16 protein-coding genes and 2 pseudogenes are annotated in these 17,949 nt (G+C 39.9%); 5 read left to right on the plus strand and 13 right to left on the minus strand.

Features of this window, described 5'->3' with window-relative positions; translation table 11 throughout:
• A partial coding sequence (gene addA / locus RYL77_RS05475) for a helicase-exonuclease AddAB subunit AddA (RefSeq protein WP_315010432.1) occupies positions 1–2,407 on the minus strand: 2,407 nt, incomplete at its 3' end.
• On the minus strand, positions 2,404–5,679 hold the full coding sequence (rexB, locus tag RYL77_RS05480; RefSeq protein WP_315010433.1) for an ATP-dependent nuclease subunit B: 3,276 nt from the start codon (positions 5,677–5,679) through the stop codon (positions 2,404–2,406). The genes addA and rexB, both read right to left, overlap by 4 nt.
• Positions 5,680–5,796: 117 nt before the next feature.
• On the opposite strand from rexB, the gene RYL77_RS05485 reads away from it, so the two are divergent.
• From RYL77_RS05485 to RYL77_RS05495, 3 genes are all read left to right on the plus strand, one after another.
• Entirely contained in the window at positions 5,797–6,606 is an 810-nt protein-coding gene (locus RYL77_RS05485) for a Cof-type HAD-IIB family hydrolase (protein WP_315010435.1), read from the plus strand.
• 141 nt (positions 6,607–6,747) lie between these two features.
• Positions 6,748–7,656: an ATP-binding cassette domain-containing protein gene (locus tag RYL77_RS05490; RefSeq protein WP_315010437.1), complete on the plus strand. Its 909-nt coding sequence runs from the start codon at positions 6,748–6,750 to the stop codon at positions 7,654–7,656.
• A 10-nt stretch (positions 7,657–7,666) separates the two neighbouring features.
• A complete protein-coding gene (locus tag RYL77_RS05495; RefSeq protein WP_315010438.1) occupies positions 7,667–8,419 on the plus strand; it encodes an ABC transporter permease in 753 nt (250 codons plus the stop codon).
• 39 nt (positions 8,420–8,458) lie between these two features.
• On the opposite strand, the gene RYL77_RS05500 is transcribed toward RYL77_RS05495, so the two are convergent.
• Both RYL77_RS05500 and RYL77_RS05505 read right to left on the minus strand, forming a co-directional pair.
• Positions 8,459–9,337, minus strand: coding sequence for a HAMP domain-containing sensor histidine kinase (locus RYL77_RS05500; RefSeq protein WP_315010440.1), 879 nt, complete (start codon positions 9,335–9,337; stop codon positions 8,459–8,461).
• Entirely contained in the window at positions 9,334–10,035 is a 702-nt protein-coding gene (locus RYL77_RS05505) for a response regulator transcription factor (protein WP_315010442.1), read from the minus strand. The genes RYL77_RS05500 and RYL77_RS05505 overlap by 4 nt, the downstream gene beginning before the upstream one ends.
• Before the next feature lie 62 nt (positions 10,036–10,097).
• On the opposite strand from RYL77_RS05505, the pseudogene RYL77_RS05510 reads away from it, so the two are divergent.
• Both RYL77_RS05510 and RYL77_RS05515 read left to right on the plus strand, forming a co-directional pair.
• Positions 10,098–10,351, plus strand: a pseudogene (locus tag RYL77_RS05510) (IS5/IS1182 family transposase); the annotation flags it as partial.
• Positions 10,338–11,042, plus strand: a pseudogene (locus RYL77_RS05515) (IS630 transposase-related protein). The pseudogenes RYL77_RS05510 and RYL77_RS05515, both read left to right, overlap by 14 nt.
• 5 nt (positions 11,043–11,047) lie before the next feature.
• On the opposite strand, the gene pdrM reads toward RYL77_RS05515, so the two are convergent.
• The 9 genes from pdrM to RYL77_RS05560 form a co-directional block, all read right to left on the minus strand.
• Entirely contained in the window at positions 11,048–12,406 is a 1,359-nt protein-coding gene (gene pdrM, locus RYL77_RS05520) for a sodium-coupled multidrug efflux MATE transporter PdrM (RefSeq protein WP_315010444.1), read from the minus strand.
• A gap of 41 nt (positions 12,407–12,447) precedes the next feature.
• On the minus strand, positions 12,448–13,716 hold the full coding sequence (locus RYL77_RS05525; protein WP_315010446.1) for a dihydroorotase: 1,269 nt from the start codon (positions 13,714–13,716) through the stop codon (positions 12,448–12,450).
• Between the two features lie 12 nt (positions 13,717–13,728).
• The gene (locus RYL77_RS05530; RefSeq protein WP_102210159.1) at positions 13,729–14,193 is read right to left on the minus strand and encodes an 8-oxo-dGTP diphosphatase; all 465 of its coding nucleotides are present in this window, start codon (positions 14,191–14,193) and stop codon (positions 13,729–13,731) included.
• A 9-nt stretch (positions 14,194–14,202) separates the two neighbouring features.
• The gene (locus RYL77_RS05535; RefSeq protein WP_315010448.1) at positions 14,203–14,856 is read right to left on the minus strand and encodes a uracil-DNA glycosylase; all 654 of its coding nucleotides are present in this window, start codon (positions 14,854–14,856) and stop codon (positions 14,203–14,205) included.
• A gap of 61 nt (positions 14,857–14,917) precedes the next feature.
• The gene (locus tag RYL77_RS05540; protein WP_315010450.1) at positions 14,918–15,610 is read right to left on the minus strand and encodes a YjjG family noncanonical pyrimidine nucleotidase; all 693 of its coding nucleotides are present in this window, start codon (positions 15,608–15,610) and stop codon (positions 14,918–14,920) included.
• Between the two features lie 119 nt (positions 15,611–15,729).
• A complete protein-coding gene (locus tag RYL77_RS05545) occupies positions 15,730–15,942 on the minus strand; it encodes a hypothetical protein (protein ID WP_315010465.1) in 213 nt (70 codons plus the stop codon).
• Positions 15,943–15,989: 47 nt separating this feature from the next.
• Complete coding sequence (locus RYL77_RS05550; protein ID WP_315010451.1) at positions 15,990–16,211, minus strand: hypothetical protein; 222 nt, start codon at positions 16,209–16,211, stop codon at positions 15,990–15,992.
• Positions 16,212–16,241: 30 nt separating this feature from the next.
• Positions 16,242–16,433 (minus strand): hypothetical protein, encoded by a 192-nt coding sequence (locus tag RYL77_RS05555; protein ID WP_315010453.1) that lies wholly within the window; start codon positions 16,431–16,433, stop codon positions 16,242–16,244.
• A 288-nt stretch (positions 16,434–16,721) separates the two neighbouring features.
• Positions 16,722–17,453 carry a hypothetical protein gene (locus tag RYL77_RS05560; protein WP_315010454.1) on the minus strand — a complete coding sequence of 244 codons (732 nt, stop codon included), beginning with the start codon at positions 17,451–17,453 and terminating at the stop codon, positions 16,722–16,724.
• Between the last annotated feature and the right edge of the window lie 496 nt (positions 17,454–17,949).

Genomic DNA, 17,949 nt, shown 5'->3' on the forward strand with positions numbered 1-17,949 from the left:
GCCCTTTACTCTTGTGAATGGTCATGAGCTCTACTGCATCTTTTGGCGGTGCGACAGCCACGCTTGCCAAATCGTGCTGGGCTTCTAAAACTTGGTTAATCATACCAATAAAACGCGACAAGCCCTTGAAATTGCTCTTTTCAAATTGATCAGCTCGCAGAGCTAGGGCATAGAGATTGGCCTGTCTAGCAGGACCATTTGGCAAAGCCCCAACATAGTCATAATAAAAACGGTCGTTGTAAATCTTCCAAATCAAGTCATAGAGGGAGTGGGTTTTGGCATACAAGCGCCAAGAAGCTAAGATATCCATGAACTGATTTAGTTTTTCAGCTAGTGCTAAGTGAATTAACTCTTTCTGGATTGTTGCCTGTTTTTGAGCGTTGACCAGTTTTTCATAGAGATTTTCTTGGACTTTATCCTCTGCTTTCTGAAGGGACAAACGTGCTAACTCGTCCTCGTCAAAGCCAAACATAGGAGACTTCATAAGGGCAACCAAGGCATAGTCCTGAAGAGGATTGTGAATGACACGAAGGGTGTCTAGCATGACTTGCACTTCTAGGGATTGGAGATAATTATTTTGCTCTCCGTCAGTTTTGACAGGAATCCCGTACTCAGACAGGGCGAGGAGAATCTGGTCATTACGACTGCGACTAGAGGTCAAAAGGGCAATTTCTTTAAAGACAACACCTTGTTCCTGATGGAGTTTCAGGATCTCCTTGATGACTAAGCGCATCTCACCAGTTAGTTTCGTTTCTGCTTGGCTCTCTTCTTCCTCACCTGTGTCGTCCTTATCGTAGAGGAAGAATTCTGCCTTGTTGTCAGGATTTGGAGTCAGTTTGGTATTGGCAAAAACAAGCTGGTGCATGTTATCATAGTTGATTTCGCCGACCTCTTGGTCCATGAGACGTTCAAAAACATCATTGGTTGCTGACAGCACTTCTGAACTACTACGGAAATTTTCTTTAAGGAGAATCAGCTTACCTTCTTGTGGATTTTGCGCATAGCGTTGGAATTTCTCATTGAAAATCTGCGGATCTGCCTGACGGAAACGGTAGATGGACTGCTTGATATCTCCCACCATAAAGCGATTGTGACCATTCGACAGCAATTCCAGCATCCGTTCTTGAATGTGGTTGGTGTCCTGATACTCATCAACCATGACTTCGTGGAAGCGCTCCTGATAAGCTTCGCGGACTTGCTGAAATTTCTCTAAAATCTCAATGGTATAATGGCTGATATCAGCGAATTCAAAGGCATTTTCCTGACGTTTACGCTGACGATAAGCTTCCACAAAATCACTCATGAAGGTTTGGAAAGTCTTAGCTAGTTTCCATGCTTCTCCATGATAACGTTCTTGATAGTCTAGAATGGTTATCTGGTCTGCTAATTGTCCTAGTTTAGCAAACTGGGCCTTTCTTTCTTCGTTGTAGGCATCCGCCAGTGGCTTCAAATCAGCCTTACGACTCGCATTGGTCAGAGCTCGACCGTTTTTCTCTTTTGAAATGGCGACAACACGCGCAAGCACTGCTTGATAAGCCTGACTATCGGACTCTTGATTTAAGGAGCCAATTTCATCTAAAATCAACTGAACATTTTCTAGATAAGCGGCCTTTGGAAACTCCTTGGCATCATTATCCAAATGATATCGGAAAAAGCTTTCCAAATCCCAAAGGGCTTGCAGGATTTGTGTGGTCAGTTTTTCTTTTTCACTGGTAAAATCAGCCTCTTCAAAACCTTTGAGGAAAGAGTCACTCAGCCATTTTTTAGGATTACTGGTGGATTGGAGGAAGTCATAGATTTTATAGACCTGCTGGCGCAGACCACGTTCATCTTTTCCACGTCCAGCAAAGTTTTTCAGCAAATGACTAAAGTTCTCTTTCTGTTTACCTTGATAATGGGCTTCAAAGACCTCGTGGAAGACTTCGTTTTTTAGAAGGAGTTGCTCGCTTTGGTTTTGTAAAATCCGGAAATTCGGCGCAATATCAATTAGATAGCCATGTTTGCCAAGGAATTTTTGTGTAAAAGAGTCCATGGTACCGATGGCAGCGTTGGGTAGGTCTGCCAACTGGCGTCCTAAGTGTTGTTTGAGCTCGACATCGCCACTTTCTTGGATTTGTTGACTGATTTTTTTCTCCAAACGTTCTTTAAGCTCGGTCGCAGCCTTGACGGTAAAGGTCGAGATAAAGAGCTGACTGATTTCCACACCACGCGCCAATTGATCCAGAATACGCTCTGCCATGACAAAGGTCTTCCCAGAACCAGCCGATGCTGAGACTAGGATATTCTGACCAGAAGTGTAGATAGCTTCGATTTGCTCGGCAGTTTTCTTTTGTTCCTTGCTCAAATTTGCTTCTGCTTCTTGCAATTTTTGAATTTCTTCCTCAGTTAAAAAGGGAATGTGCTTCATCGATGCAACTCCTCTCTTATTTTTTCAAACCAAGCTTGCTTGAGTTTCTCTCCGATAAGGCGCTTGCCATCAGCTAGGTCTAACTTCTCTAGAAAACGGGCTTGCCCCAAATGGTAATTGGCTTCAAATCCAGTAATAGCCTGGTGTTGCTGAACATATGGGGCAATACTTCTGCCATTTTCAGTATAGGGATTGATGGCGAACTGACCTGCTAAAATCTTCTCAGCTGCTTTCTTGTAAAGATGGGCATTGTAGTCCAGTAGGAGCTGGAATTCCTCATCTGTCAGTTGATTGGCCTTGTTTTTGTTATAAAATTCGCCTAAATGACTGCTTTCTTTTTCTAAAAAGAGGCCTTGGTATTTCATAGACTTGCTGGCTTCTACCACTGCTCCTGCTAAACTTTTAACAGCCATCAGAGCTTGGACTGGTTCAGCCATTTCCAAGTACATGGCACCGAAAAAGTGTTGCTCACCCTCTTTCTTAAGTGCTGCCAGATAAGTTGGCAGTTGGGAATTTAACCCATTAAAGAAATGGGGAAACTGAAACTGAGTTAGACTGGATTTGTAGTCTACTACTCCTATCGCCCCATCAGCTTTCAAACGGTCAATACGGTCAACCTTACCTCGTACAAAGACACTGCGACCATCGTCCAATTGAATAAAGGCTTGGTCTTTGCCGCCAAAATTCGCTTCCTCTTTGATGGTTTCAATAGCTGGATTATGGCGGAGAATGTGGCCAGTCGTCCGTGCAACATCAAGCAGAACTTCCTTGGTAAACTGGGCTTCCAAACTTTCTTGATAAATTGCTTCAAATTCCCGTTCTTGACTGGTTTCTTGAATAGCCTGTTCCAAACGTTGGTCAAAGGAATCTTCGTCAGGTAATTGCAAGGCCCGTTCAAAAATGCGGTGCAAGAAATTCCCGTGACTACGAGCATCTGGACGTAGGCGCAATTCTTCCTGTAAGCCTAGTACATAACGGAGGAAATAACTGTATTGGTTCCGGTAAAACTCCGTCAAACCAGAGGTAGACAGGTAAAATTCCTGATCAGCTGGATAGAGAGCCTGCAAGGTATCCTTGGTCAACTGCTTACTACTTGGACTGCTTGGGAGGGCTGGATTTTCCAGACCTTGCTGGTCTAGTTTTTTACCCATGACACGCGCCAATACTTTGACAAAGGTCAAATCTTGCTCACAATCACTCGTCTCGCCCTGCTGGTGAAAGGCAACCAGACTAGACAAAAGACTGTGATATGAACCCATATCTTCTTTAGACAGGCCTTTGTAATTCATCCTCTTCTCTTTCCGCCTAAATCCAAAATGGACCAGCTCTTGAAGATAGGCAGATTCCTTGCTTTCACTTTCATTAAAGAGGCTTGGAGCCGATAAGACCAACTGCTTACGAGCAGAATTGACCAAGGAAAGCATAGTGTAGCGATTTTTCTTGAGATTTTCACCGCTGGCAATCAGCAATTGTGCCCCTTCTGCTGTCTCTTGGTTTAAGCTTTGTCTCTCTTCATCTGTCAATAGACTGGTATTTTGCGCAATTTTTGGTAAATTGTCCTGAGTCAGCCCAATGGCATAGATAAAGTCAGTTGTCAGAGGAGCAATCAAATCATAGCTCTGCACCAGAACTGTGTCTACTGTTGCTGGAATAGTACGATACTGAGATAGACTCATCCCAGAATGGAGCAAGGCTAGAAAGTCCTCTAGACTAACCTGTGAACCAGCAAAAACGGTCGCAAATTGTTCTAAAACATGACAGAATGCCTTCCAAACTTCAGCTTGCCTTTCCTGTTCTAGAGTTTCCATAGTGGCTGTCAAATCTTGCAGTTGCTTGGTCACTGCTCCTTCTTTCAGAAAGATATTCCACTTTTGCAAGAGATTTTCAGCCTTCTGTTTTCGACTGGCAAACAGGGTTTCAAGAGGGGCTAAAATACGCAGACGAAGAGCATTTAAACGCCCTAAATCAAATTTTCCATGGTGGGATTTGGTGAAGGTTTGCTGAAAGGCTGGCAAGCCATTGATACCAAGATAACGGATATATTGCTCAAATGCGTCAATATCAGCCTGATTAAGATCGGTATACAAACCAGTTCTTAGAAAATTAATCAAATCCTCCTGACGGAAACGATAGCGTTTTAAAGCCAAGATAGACTCGACAAACTGTGTCAAGGGATGATGCGCCATGGATTCGCTTCTGCCAAGATAAAAAGGAATCTGATACTGGTCAAAAATCGTTTTTAGAGATAACTGATAAGAAGCTACATCCCCCAAGAGAATGCGAAAATACTTGTAACTCAGGTCTGGATTGGCATGTAATTTCTGACGAATGCTACGGGCTACTAACTCCAACTCTTCCTTTTGTGTCAAGCAAGACCAGATTTGCAGGTTTTCACGATCCTTATCATCAATCTCCAAGGAAAGTTCTGAAAAGTCATAGGACGATTCCAATAAACGAGAGGCCTTGTCAAAACTATCTATCTCATCATGAGTTTGAGAACAATCCTGAGCAGGTGTTTGGTATTTAGAGGCTAGATGATGGAGAAACTCCACACTGGCTTGGTAGAGATTGCCTTCAGAGAATGGACTAGTATAGGCCTTCTTACTAGCATAAGCCCCAATGACAATCTCAACACCCTTGCCATGAAGTAGGTCCACAATCCGCTCTTCCTCGGCAGAAAAACGGGTAAATCCATCAATAACCAAGGCGATTTGACTAAAATCACTACTTACCTTATTATTCTCAATAGCTTCAATCAAATGGGACAATTGACTTCCCTGAGCCAACTGGTCTTGATTGAGATAGGCCGTTACTTTCTCAAAAATCAAGAGTAAATCTGCTCTCTTATCCTCATCTGTCAAACTTTCCAAGTCCAAAAAATTCATCTGAGCAGTTGCTATCTCATGATAAAGTTCCATCAACTGCTGGATAAACTGAGGATCCTGCTTGATAGCTCCATAAACACGTAAATCCTTAGGATCAAGTTCGGCAAGACATCTGTAAAAGACCATCCCAAGCCCGATGTCATCTAAACTGGTTTTAGCAGGCAAGTCATTCAAGACCAGGTAACGAGCCATTTGAGCAAAGCGCGTGACGGTAATCGCAAAAGAAGCCTGCTGGAACAAGCATTCCAGCACGGCGCGTTCCTTTTCAAAAGAAAGAGAGTTGGGGGCAATGTAGAAGACCCGCTTGCCAGCAGCAACTATCTCCTCTGCCTCTCTAGTTAGAATTTCTGTCAAAGAAGTCCGAATATCAGTATAAAGTAATTTCATCTCTGCCTCGTTGGAATTTTTCATTACCTTTTATTATACCATGATTAGCCCGAAGATTCCTCCTCCTTTCCTCTAAAATATGCTATAATAATACCAAAAGATAAAGAAGGAAGAACTATGATTAAACTACTAGCCTTGGATATGGACGGAACCCTCCTCAATGAAGCCAAGGAAGTCCCACAAGCTCACATTACTGCCATTCACCAAGCTATTGAAAAAGGTGTCAAACTAGTTCTCTGTACGGGTCGCCCGCTTTTCGGTGTCCTCCCCTACTACAAAAAACTGGGTCTTGACCTCCAGAATGAGTATGTGATTGTTAATAACGGTTGCTCAACTCACCAGACTAGCGATTGGAGTCTGGTTGATTGGCAAGAACTCAGCCCAGATGACATCGAATACCTCTATGACCTAGCTGAAAAAAGTGATGTTCAGTTGACTCTTTTTGATGAGGAACACTATTTTGTCCTCGGTGGTAAGCCTAATGAAATCATTCAAAATGATGCCAAGCTAGTCTTTTCAGACCTGACTGAAATTTCCCTTGAGGAAGCGACTAGTGGCAAGTACCGTATGTTCCAAGGGATGTTTTTGGGGACAGAGAGCCAAACGGACGATTTTGAGAAGCGTTTTGCTACAGAACTCTGTCAACGATTCAGTGGAGTGCGTTCGCAGCCTGTTATTTATGAAGCCATGCCACTTGGAACGACAAAGGCTACCGCTCTTTCTCGTCTAGCTGAGATTTTGAAGATTGATTCCTCAGAAATCATGGCCATGGGCGATGCCAATAACGATATTGAAATGCTCCAGTTTGCAGGCCTTGGTGTTGCAATGGGAAATGCCAGCGATTATGTCAAATCTCTTGCGGATGCCGTTACAGCAAGCAACGAAGAAGACGGCGTTGCGCGTGCCATTGAGAAATATATTCTATAATTAAGAAGCCCAGTTCGTGTCAACTGGGTTTTGATATTTAAGAATTCCTAAAACTTTAGAAACTCTTTAGAAATCCTTGAGCTTTCTTTGATTTCTATACTTTATACTAAAGTTATCAAAATAAATCAAAAGGAGAGAATCATGAAAACAGTACTTGACATTCATGGATTGTCCAAAAACTTTGACAAACAAGCTATTCTTCAGGATCTTCATCTAACGATAAGAGAGGGAGATATTTATGGACTTATAGGGAAGAATGGAGCTGGGAAAACCACCTTGATAAAAATCATAACGCAACTACTGTTTGCGGATAAAGGAACTGTTTCCCTCTTCTCCAGCAAAACGGAAAATGAGTGGAGCAAGTCTCTATCTCGAGTAGGTTCAGTGATCGAATCACCTGTAGCTCATAATCACTTAACAGCCTATCAAAATCTGAAATATTACTGTATGATTCGTCATATTCCAAATGCTGATCAAGTCATTCGAGAAACGCTGGACTATGTCGGTTTGCCAGATACAGGTAAAAAAGTTTTTCGTGATTTCTCTCTAGGAATGAAACAAAGACTTGGCATCGCCATTGCCCTCCTATCTAAACCAGACTTCCTGATCTTAGATGAACCTATCAATGGTCTCGACCCAATCGGTATCAAAGAATTTCGACTCATGATTCAACGCCTCAATCAAGAAAAAGGAATCACCATTCTCATCTCTAGCCATATCTTGTCAGAACTCTATCTCGTAGCAAATCGTTTTGGTATTTTAGATCAAGGTAAGATTATCCGTGAAATCAGCAAAGCTGAATTTGAAACACTAAGTGAGGATTATATTGTGCTTAAGACAGCTGACCAAGAGAAAGCTTGTCAAGTATTGAAAGAACAAATCCAGCTCCAGTTCAAGGTTGTTAATCCAGAAAATGAAATTCATATCTTTGGTCAGGAACAAGATGTCAAACAGATTCTCAAAGAATTAACCTTGGCAGATGTCTCTATTGACGAGATTTACTACGCACGTCAAAACCTAGAAGAATACTTCACTCAATTGGTCCAATAGGAGGAAAATCATGATACATACCATTCAAGCAGACTTTTACCGTCTTTTCCGTTCCAAAGGTTTTTGGATCATAGAATTCATTCTCTTTTCTCTCATGCTAATGGGTGCAAGTATAGGAGCTACTGGCCATCTGATGGCAATCCAGACAGAGGAGCCAGAAATTCCAACCCATGGTTGGGACGGTGTACAAGCCCTGATTAACGCATCTAGTCAAGGTTCAAACCTCGTTTTTCTCTGTATTATTCTAACTTGCCTAGTTTTAGGTGTTGATTTAATCGGAAAGCTCTATAAAAATAGTTTGACAGTAGGTGTTTCTCGTACAGAGTTTTTCCTTGCTAAAGCCTTTGTAGTGGCTTGTATTGCACTATTGCAACTTATCATCAGCCTTGTTATTGCCTTTATTCCAGCAACTATCTTAAATGGATTTGGAACTATGCCTGATGGCTTTATTGGAAATCTACTGATAACCATTTCCCTTCAATTCCTTTGCCTCCTTGCTTGGCTTTCCATTGTTTCCTTTATTCTCTATGTGAGTCATTCTTATCTTGCAGTATTTATTGGGTATTTGGTCAGCTCTATCTTACTTTCTATGCCAATGCTCATCTTCCCAAGTATCAAAATTTTGCCATATTTATCATTGCAGTTTTTCTATGCTATGACTGCTAATAGTGAATCCATTTTCTATACACTTATAGTTACCTTAGCTGTTATTGTAATCTTTAATCTAAGTGGACTGGCAGTTTTCAAAAAGAAAAGTCTATAAAAAAGACCTCCTCTAGCCTACAGAGGAGGTTTCTTTTTGTTAAAAATAAATGAAAACCGACAACCATTTCCCATCTGTGCTTAGTTTCATCTCTGTACCGAGAAGATGACATAATTCCTCAGTGATATAAAGGCCTAAACCAGAGGATTCTTCCGTATCTGATAGATTTTCAGAATAAAAACGGTTGCTGAGATTTTCTATTTTTTTGATGGGCTGTTTAACAAGGTTTGCAATCTCTAAGACAAGCTGTTCCTTTTCCTTTCTCAAAGATAGACGCGCTTCTTCCTTGCCATGTTTGAGGACATTTCCAAGCAGATTTTGTAAAATTCGATCCAGCAAGTCTTCATCAGTCCTCATTTTTAAACCAGCTTCAACCTTAAAATCAAGCGTGATATTTGCCGCCTGAAAAACATCATAATAAGCCAAAGTCTTTTTGGTGATAAAAGCTGAAAGATCCACTTCTTCCAGTTTCGGTTTGACAGCTCCTTCCATCAAACGACGATATTCTAGGAGAGCCTCCAAACGTTTAGAAACTAAATCAAGATGCTGGGCTATTTTTTGTAAGGTTTCTGCTTTGTCTTCAGGAGACTTTATCAATTGTTGGGTGTAGCCTGAAGCGATAGTCAAAGGTGTCCGAATATCATGGGCGATATTGCTGATGGCCATATCCAGAGTCTGCTTTTCCCTTTTCATCACTAACCGAGATTGTTCTACTTCCTGAAATAGATTCTCAATCTGCTGGTAGAGATGTAAAAAATGTTTGGAAAAAATGCTGACTCCGACTCTTTTCATACTACCTGTAAGAATCTTGTCTTCAATCTGTTGACTCAAGTTTTTAAGTGCTAGATGGTAGCGAATTAATACAATCAATAAAATAATTAGGAGTATCAGTAGAACAAAGATTATCATGTAGGTCATTGCTTGTCTCCTTTTAATCTTACCCCAACTCCCCAAATGGTTTCAATATATTCTTGATTTGGGTCAAGCTGGTTTAATTTTTTACGAAGATTACTCAAATGCGTATTGAGAGTATTATCTCCAGGTAGATAGCTATCCTCCCAGACCAATTCATAAAGTTCTTCCTTGGTGAAAATTTTCTTAGGATGTTTGAGGAGAGTTTGGAGAATCAAGCATTCTTTTTTGGCAAGGCGAATGATTTCCTGACTATTTTTGATTTCAAAACTTTCTGCATCAAACTGGATATTTTTCAAGTTTTGTGGCAGATTTTCAGTTTTTTCTATTTCCATAGGCTGTTTTTCTGCGCTTTGACGTAATTGAACAGTAACTCTGGCAAAGACTTCGTCCAAATCAAAAGGCTTGACTATGTAATCATTGGCACCGTCTAAGAGGTATTGACTGATTAACTTCTTATCGCTCAAAGCCGTTAGCATAATGACTGGAGTTTGACTTTGTTCCCTGATGGCTTTTAAAACCTGATCCCCATTTTTCCCAGGAAGCATGATATCTAGCAAAACGAGGTCAATCCCACCTTGGTCAAAACGCATGATTCCTTCTGTACCAGAAAAGGCTTGAATCACCTCATGCTCCTCAGTAAGAAGCGTTCGTAAAATCTCTTGAATGTCACTATTGTCTTCAATAACCAATATCCTAGCCATAAACACCAACCTTTCTGCAACTATTATAGCATGTTTTATTGATAAAGCTTAAACAGAAAAGCTCCTCGCATAAAAAGCGCGAGAAAATCAAAGCTCAGGCGATTGTCACAAGTCACGGGAGAATTGTTTCTTTTGATATTGCGCTGAACTATTGCCACGATATGAAGGTCTTCAAAAAGTGTCGCAGAAATAAAAGTAAAACGTTTAAAATATTTTCAATAACCTATCGAAATCATCGTAAACACTTCGGATTACGAATGAATGTGATTGCTGTGGTATTATTAACTGTGAACTAGGATTTTATAGTAACAGGTAGTATAACAGAAACATCACACATTTTCCAAATTTCACGTAATACCATTTATGGCTGGTTAAAGCTAAAAGAGAAGACAGGAGAATTAAACCATCAAGTAAAAGGAACAAAACCAAGAAAGGTTGATAGAGATAGACTTAAAAACTATCTTACTGACAAACCAGACGCTTATTTGACTGAAATAGCTTCTGAATTTGACTGTCATCCAACTACTATCCACTATGCTCTCAAAGCTATGGGCTACACTCGAAAAAAAAGAACCACACCTACTATGAACAAGACGCAGAAAAAGTAGCTTTATTTCTTAAAAGTTTTAATAGTTTAAAGCATCTAGCACCTGTTTATATTGATGAAACAGGATTCGATACTTATTTTTATCGAGAATATGGTCGCTCTTTAAAAGGTCAGTTAATAAGAGGTAAAGTATCTGATGGAGTGGTTCAAAATGAAACTCCTGCTTGCTTTAAAGACACCTCATGTCATTGTCATGGACAATGCTAGTTTTCATCCCAAGAACATCTTGGATGAACTCTGCATCCAAGATAAACACTTTTTCTTACCCCTACCACCTTATTCACCAGATTTGAATCCTATTGAGCAAGCTTGGGCTATATTGAAAAAGAAAGTGATGGATTTATTAAGGGAAGTCCCAAATATTTTTGAATGTTTAGAGCGCTTTTTTAAAACTAATTGACTATGTCATTTAAATTTTGCTAAAGATTCAAATCTCTTCATAATCACAGTTAAACGCCAACGGTAGAGCGCCCCACTCACAATCAGGCTAATAATCAAACCAATCCAGTATGAATAAGCGCCAAAATCTGTTAGAGAATCAAATACCATAGCCACTGGAATTGCTACGCCCCAATAACCAACCAAACCAAGGTAGAAAGGAATAACTGTATCCTTATAACCCCGTAAAATTCCCTGAAGCGGTGCTGCAAAGGTATCTGCTAACTGAAAGAAAAGACTATAAGTTAAAAAACGCGCTGTCAAATCGATAAATTCTGGGTCGTTACCATAAAGACTGGCCACATTTCCTCGAAAAATGTAAAGGAAGGATAAGGTGAAGGCCGCAAAAATGAGGGCAGTCCACCTTCCTAGACCAATATATGTTTTCGCATCATCAAATCGCTTGGCTCCCACTTCATAGGAAACGACAATGGCCATAGCCGATGAGATACTCATAGGAAAGGCGTACATGAGACTTGAAAAATTCATAGCTGACTGGTGACTAGCAATAATCAAGGATGAGAACTTCGCCATAATCAAACCAACCACAGAAAAGATAGCCACTTCCGCAAAGACAGTTCCCCCAATAGGCAGACCTAAGCGAACTCCTTCCTTAATTTTATCCATATTAAATGGAATTCGTCTTTCAAGGTGTAGGGCTTTGAGCTTCTCCTGTTTAAATAAAACCAGAACAGAAATACCCAGCAAGACCCAATAGACCAAAGAAGTACCTAATCCAGAACCAGCACCTCCCAGTTCTGGAACACCAAATGCACCGTAAATCAAGAGATAGTTAAATCCACTATTGAGAGGGAGTAACAAAAGCATGAGATACATAGACAGTTTGGTCAACCCCAGCGAATCCAGCAAGGAACGAATGACACTAAAGAGCAACAAGGGGATAATCCCGATAGATAAAAACCAGAGATAGCGAACCGCTACTGCCGCCACCGGCGCTTCTAGTCCGATATGATTCAAGATTGGTGGCGCCAAGAAAAGTACCATCCCCAGCAAGAGCACGGATAGGCCCAAGGCCAGATAGATGAACTGGTAAAAATCTGACGCAACTTCTTCCTTTTTACCTCGACCAAGATGGTGACCAATGATGGGCACCAAGGCCGATACAATCCCTGTTAGAAAGGTAAAGAAAGGATTCCAGATACTGGTTGCCATTGATACACCAGCCAAGTCCATGGTATTGTATTGACCTGTCATAGTCGTATCAACAAAGGAGGCAGAATAATTTGCAAATTGATAAATCAGGATAGGGAAAAATATCTTTAAAAATAAGATAAACTTGTCTTTAAAATGATGGGTTTGGTACATATAGGCTCTCTATTCTTTTTGTTTACAGAGCAGACTCCCACCTAGTTTTGATAGACAATTTGTCCCTTACAGATGGTATATTTAACCTGCCCTTTTAAGGTTTCACCGATGAATGGTGAATTAGCTGCTTTGGAAGCAAAATGGGAGTCCACAAGGCGGTCAGCCTTAGCATCAAAAATAGTGATGTCCGCTGGACCATTCTCAGCCAAGTAACCTGCTTCAAAGTTGTAAAGCTTGGCTGGGTTGTATGTCATTTTTTCGAGTAATTCCATCAAGCTTAACTCCCCAGCTTCGACCAAATAGGTCAATCCGAGGGAAAGAGAGGTTTCCAAACCAGTCATACCAGATGGTGCCTTGGTAATATCTTCAACATTTTTCTCATCTGCATGATGAGGGGCGTGATCTGTCGCAATGACTGTAATGACACCTGACTTGAGACCTTCAATCACGGCACGACGGTCTGATTCCAAACGAAGCGGCGGATTCATCTTAGCATTGCTTCCTTGTGTCAAAAGGAGCGCTTCGGTCTTAGAAAAATGCTGTGGCGCTACTTCTGCTGTTACTTGCGCTCCCAATCCTTGAGCAAACTCCACTACTTTAACACTTTCTTTCTTAGACAAATGCTGAATATGAACATGGGCCTTGGTTGCATAGGCAATCATGACATCACGCGCCATCATAGCATACTCAGCCACCCCAGTTGCACCACAGATATGGAAATGTTCTTTAGCAATGTTTTCATTAAAGCCAAGAATACCGTTCAAACCTGGATCTTCCTCATGGAGACTAATAAAGGTATTAAGCTTTTTGGCTTCCTCCATGGCTTCCTTGACAACTTTACTGCTTTCAAGTGGAATGCCATCATCTGAAAATCCAACTGCTCCAGCTTCTAAAAGTTCCTTAAAGTCAGTCAAGTCTTGCCCATTAAAGTTTTTAGTAATGGTCGCAACCGTCTTGACATTAATCTTCTCCTTGGCAGCTGACTGGAGAACTTCTTGCAAAGTCTCAACGTCTGAAATGGTTGGACTAGTATTAGCCATCATGACAACAGTTGTAAAACCACCTGCAGCGGCTGCTAGGGCACCAGTATGGATATCTTCCTTGTGGGTCTGACCAGGTTCACGGAAATGAACATGAATATCGACCAAGCCAGGAGCAACTACAAGACCTGTAGCATCTATGATTTCTGCTCCTTCTTCCGTGATCTCAGGCGCAATTTTGACAATTTTCCCATCTTGGACTAAGACATCACACACTTGATCCAAACCAGACTTGGGATCCATTACACGACCGTTTTTGATTAGTAGCATCTGCTTTCTCCTTTATTCATAGAAATCGACTTGGGTATCCAACAATTTATCCCCATCATAAACAAACTTGGCTGAAAAGAAGGGTTTATCTTCTAAAAGCCACTCAACAAAGGTATGGTCACCTTCCCAAGTCGGCTTTCTCAAAACCTCGTCATAAGGAACCCATTCTAGCGTTCCCTCGTTGCAATCAATCAAGTCCCCTTCAAACTCCGTCACTTTAAAAACATAGGTGTACCAGTCTAAATCTGGCGTGAATTCAGGAAAAGTGATGACACCTTTTAGAACTGGCTTGGCTTTGAGCCCTGTCTCTTCGAGGATTTCACGCGCCGCGCATTCCTGAGGCGTCTCTCCTCGCTCTAGCTTCCCACCCACACCAATCCATTTGCCTTCGTGGACATCATTAGGCTTCTTATTACGATGGAGCATGAGCAGTTCTTTCCCGTTATCAATGTAGCAAATCGTCGCTAACTGAGGCATATTTTCTCCTTATCTAAGCCAATCGATTGGCTCTTGTCCTGTATCTTCTAAAAAAGCATTGGCCTTTGAAAAAGGCTTGGAACCCCAAAATCCTCTGTAAACCGATAAAGGACTGGGATGAGCTGATTCGATAATCAAGTGCTGAGGATTGGTAACTAAGGCCTTCTTCTTACGTGCATAGGCTCCCCAAAGTATAAAGACCACCGGCCTATCTAGATGATTGACCACCTGAATCACAGCATCTGTAAATGGCTCCCATATCTGCCCAGCATGACCGTTGGCCTGACCAGCAGGAACAGTCAAACAAGCATTAAGAAGCAAGACTCCTTGCTCAGCCCAAGCCGTCAAATCATGGGATTTCTTAACTCCTATATCATCTGACAATTCTTTCAAGATATTTTGCAAGGATGGCGGAGCTGGGATAGAGTCAGGTACAGAAAAACTCAAGCCCTGCGCTTGACCTGGCCCGTGATAGGGATCTTGCCCTAGAATCACCACCTTCACGTCTTCTAGGGGTGTGGTCAAGAGAGCCTGAAAAACCTTTTCCTTGGGTGGATAAATAGTCCCCTGAGAATAGACCTGCTCCATAAACTGATTGATTTTCCCGAAATAACCCTCAGGTAATTGCGCCTTAATCAAAGCATGCCAAGACGAGTGTTCCATAGCCGACTCCTTCGTTTTTACTGCCTCTATTATAGCAAAAAGTGGCTGTCTAAACCACTTTTTACAGTTTATCTAAGCAATCCAGCAAGTCTTTATAAGAATGGACTTCGTAAGTCGGCTGGGCTTGTGTGTAATTTTCAACGCGATGAGGATTGTACCAGATAGTGTCAATCCCAGCATTATTGCCACCTTGAATGTCGGCGGTTAGGGAATCTCCAATCATCAGTGCTTTCTCTTTGCTAAACCCTGCAATCTGCTGACCAATCTTTTCATAAAAGAGAGCATCAGGCTTTTGTGTTTGCAATTGTTCAGAGATAAAGACTTGATTGAAATAAGGTGCCAGACCAGATTGAAGCAAACGCCCTGTCTGAATGGCAGTAATGCCATTTGTTGCAGCATACAGCTCATAATCTCGCTCGATAAGGCTATCCAAGAGTTCATGAGCGCCTGAAAAAGTTTGCCCCTGCTGGGCGAGGTAAAATTGGTAACTCTGGGCTAGAAAACTACCGTCTTTTTCCTGTCCAAAGTGAGCAAATAGACGAGAAAAGCGCGTGTTAACCAGCTCTTGTTTACTAATTTTCTTTTGCTCCAAGTCCTTCCAGAGAGCCTTGTTCATAGGAACATAATAGTCTTTATAAGCCTGAATATCTGCAATTCCTTCTTCTTTTAGGAGTTGCGTTAGAGCCACATCCTCAGCAGCATCAAAATCAAGAAGAGTGTGGTCAAGGTCGAAAAGTAAAAATTTATAGGACAATTTGAGAATTTTCCTTTCTAAGATAAACAACATTCACTTCAGCCAGTTGTTTAATGTAAAAACTTAAAAGTGGTATAGTATCACAAAAATAATCGTTCCAATTGATTAACTAACCCATACTATTCTAGTGAATTATAGAAAAATCTCCTATAAATTCGAGCAATAGTTAAAATACATACAAATATGACTCCCAAAATAGATAATACTATTTTCACAAAACTCATTTCCGAACCTATGACATATGTATGAAAAAGAGGGGCTAGTCCTACACATAGAGACAATAGATAACTACTAAATCTTATCTCACCAATTCCTGCAAAAAAATGTTTCATTTTAAATATCCCAATTTTACCTTTCATCTTTATAATCCAATAATCCATTAACAAATATTTTGATTTCTCTTTCTTTTGAAAAATCTTGACAGCAAATTTACTCCACTTAATGCCACTAAGATTTCAATGGGCAAAAAATAGTAATCCCATATCAAATGAGAAATCAGCAATGTTAGAAATAGTATACAGTCAATATAACTATTCTGAAAATACTCTGTAATTACATAATACAGAAATGCCACAACCACTGCAATTAAAACAATCATCATAATACTATTATCCTGTCCTTCTCACTAACTCTATTTCCAAAACTTCATTTTTGGGGGACTTAGTAACGCAATTCCAATTAGCAATACACCTAATATAAATAAAAGTATTTCCCAAAATTTATTCTCAGTTTTAATAAAAGGTATAAGATACATACTAACCAATATGGAACTTACTCCTAAAAGAGCAAAGACCACTCTGACTCTATCACTTAGTTTAAACATATTTAATTCCCCATAAAATAAGCAGTGGCTACGTTTACTGTAACATTCCCCCGTCTTTATGTAGAGATAATCCCCTATCAGTACACCTCATCTCTTCTTACTCAATAGCAGCATAATTATTTGGTGATACGAGTTTCATAAGATTTCTCCTCTTTAACGTTGCATGGTTAGGATAGTTCTCTAATCAGTAATCGTTGACTGCGTTTAAAGCACTTTGTTACCTAGATAAAATACCCTTTCTCTACCTGATTTGATTTTAAAGAGAAGTAAGATTTAACCATATTTATCTCATTTCTTATTTTTAAATAATTCATACTCTTTTTCTCTGATAAAGGGAAGTGAGAAATTAGAAAAAATTAGTAGAATTGAAAATAGGTATCCATCTTTTTGCATTGCTAAAACATAGCCTAAAAATAAATAGACAATCAAATCTAGTACAAAAAGAGAAAATATCCTCCTTTTCATTACCTTACTTTTCTTAAAGATTCTGTTTAATAGAATCTTTATCGTAGTATCTACACAAATTTTTATCAAAAAGATAAGAGCCAGTACATGATTATCAACTTTGGCATGAAGAATAAATGGAAATATAGTTAATATAAAACTAGAAATCTCTAAATATTTTATCCAAGGAGATTGAGACATCTTACTTTTAAACTGACTGATTTTCCTATACTCACTAGCTAATCTAGTATCAAAATCTTTACCAATTTTATTAAAGATTAAAAACTCCAGGATAAAAATACTGATTAATACGATATAAGTAGAAACCTTTCCTGGGAAATATTTATTGATTAAAATCGGGAAACTAATTAACAGAATTGAGTTTATAGCCAGACAAATGGATACTATTTTATTCTTCACAGAGTATATAGGGAGCGATACTATTGAATAGAGAAATGCTAAAAAAATAAGCAAGAGATACTCAGTACTGCTAATTAACGGCGCCCTTAATGATAAAAATAGATAGGCACCCCACAAGATGATATGCGCTTTACGAATTGACTCTAGATTACTCATCTACCTACTCCTAATATGTAAAGGGAATCTATTTTTAGTTCCCATTCTCTTTCCAACTAGTCATAAGCGTTTTATTATATTTCCTTCTTCTACATTAGGTAAAGTTGAAATACATTTTTTGCAAGTGAAAATATAATTGTTATTTAGAGACCCAAAATATCTATCCCTCTTCTAGACACAAACCAAGTCAGATTAAAGATACAAATATAATGGTAGGGCTTTCTTTTACTTTAGACTACCATAAAACAAGGAATCTTTCAACAAAATTCATTGGCAAAACACTATCCTATACAATTGACAGCTCAAATCTTTCAGAATAGAACAATCCTAACTATCGAATACACTAACTTCATAAATATCCATGTGATTATAGACCTAGAATTCCTATAAACTAAATGTTTTCGTACTATTCTAAGCCATTGATTACCTTAAATTTTAATTTTTGAAGGATTCTAAAGCTAGAATAACTCAAAAATAAGGAGAACTAAGCTATTCG

Origin of the sequence: uncultured Streptococcus sp. (assembly GCF_963516515.1) — a bacterium.
GTDB lineage: Bacteria > Bacillota > Bacilli > Lactobacillales > Streptococcaceae > Streptococcus.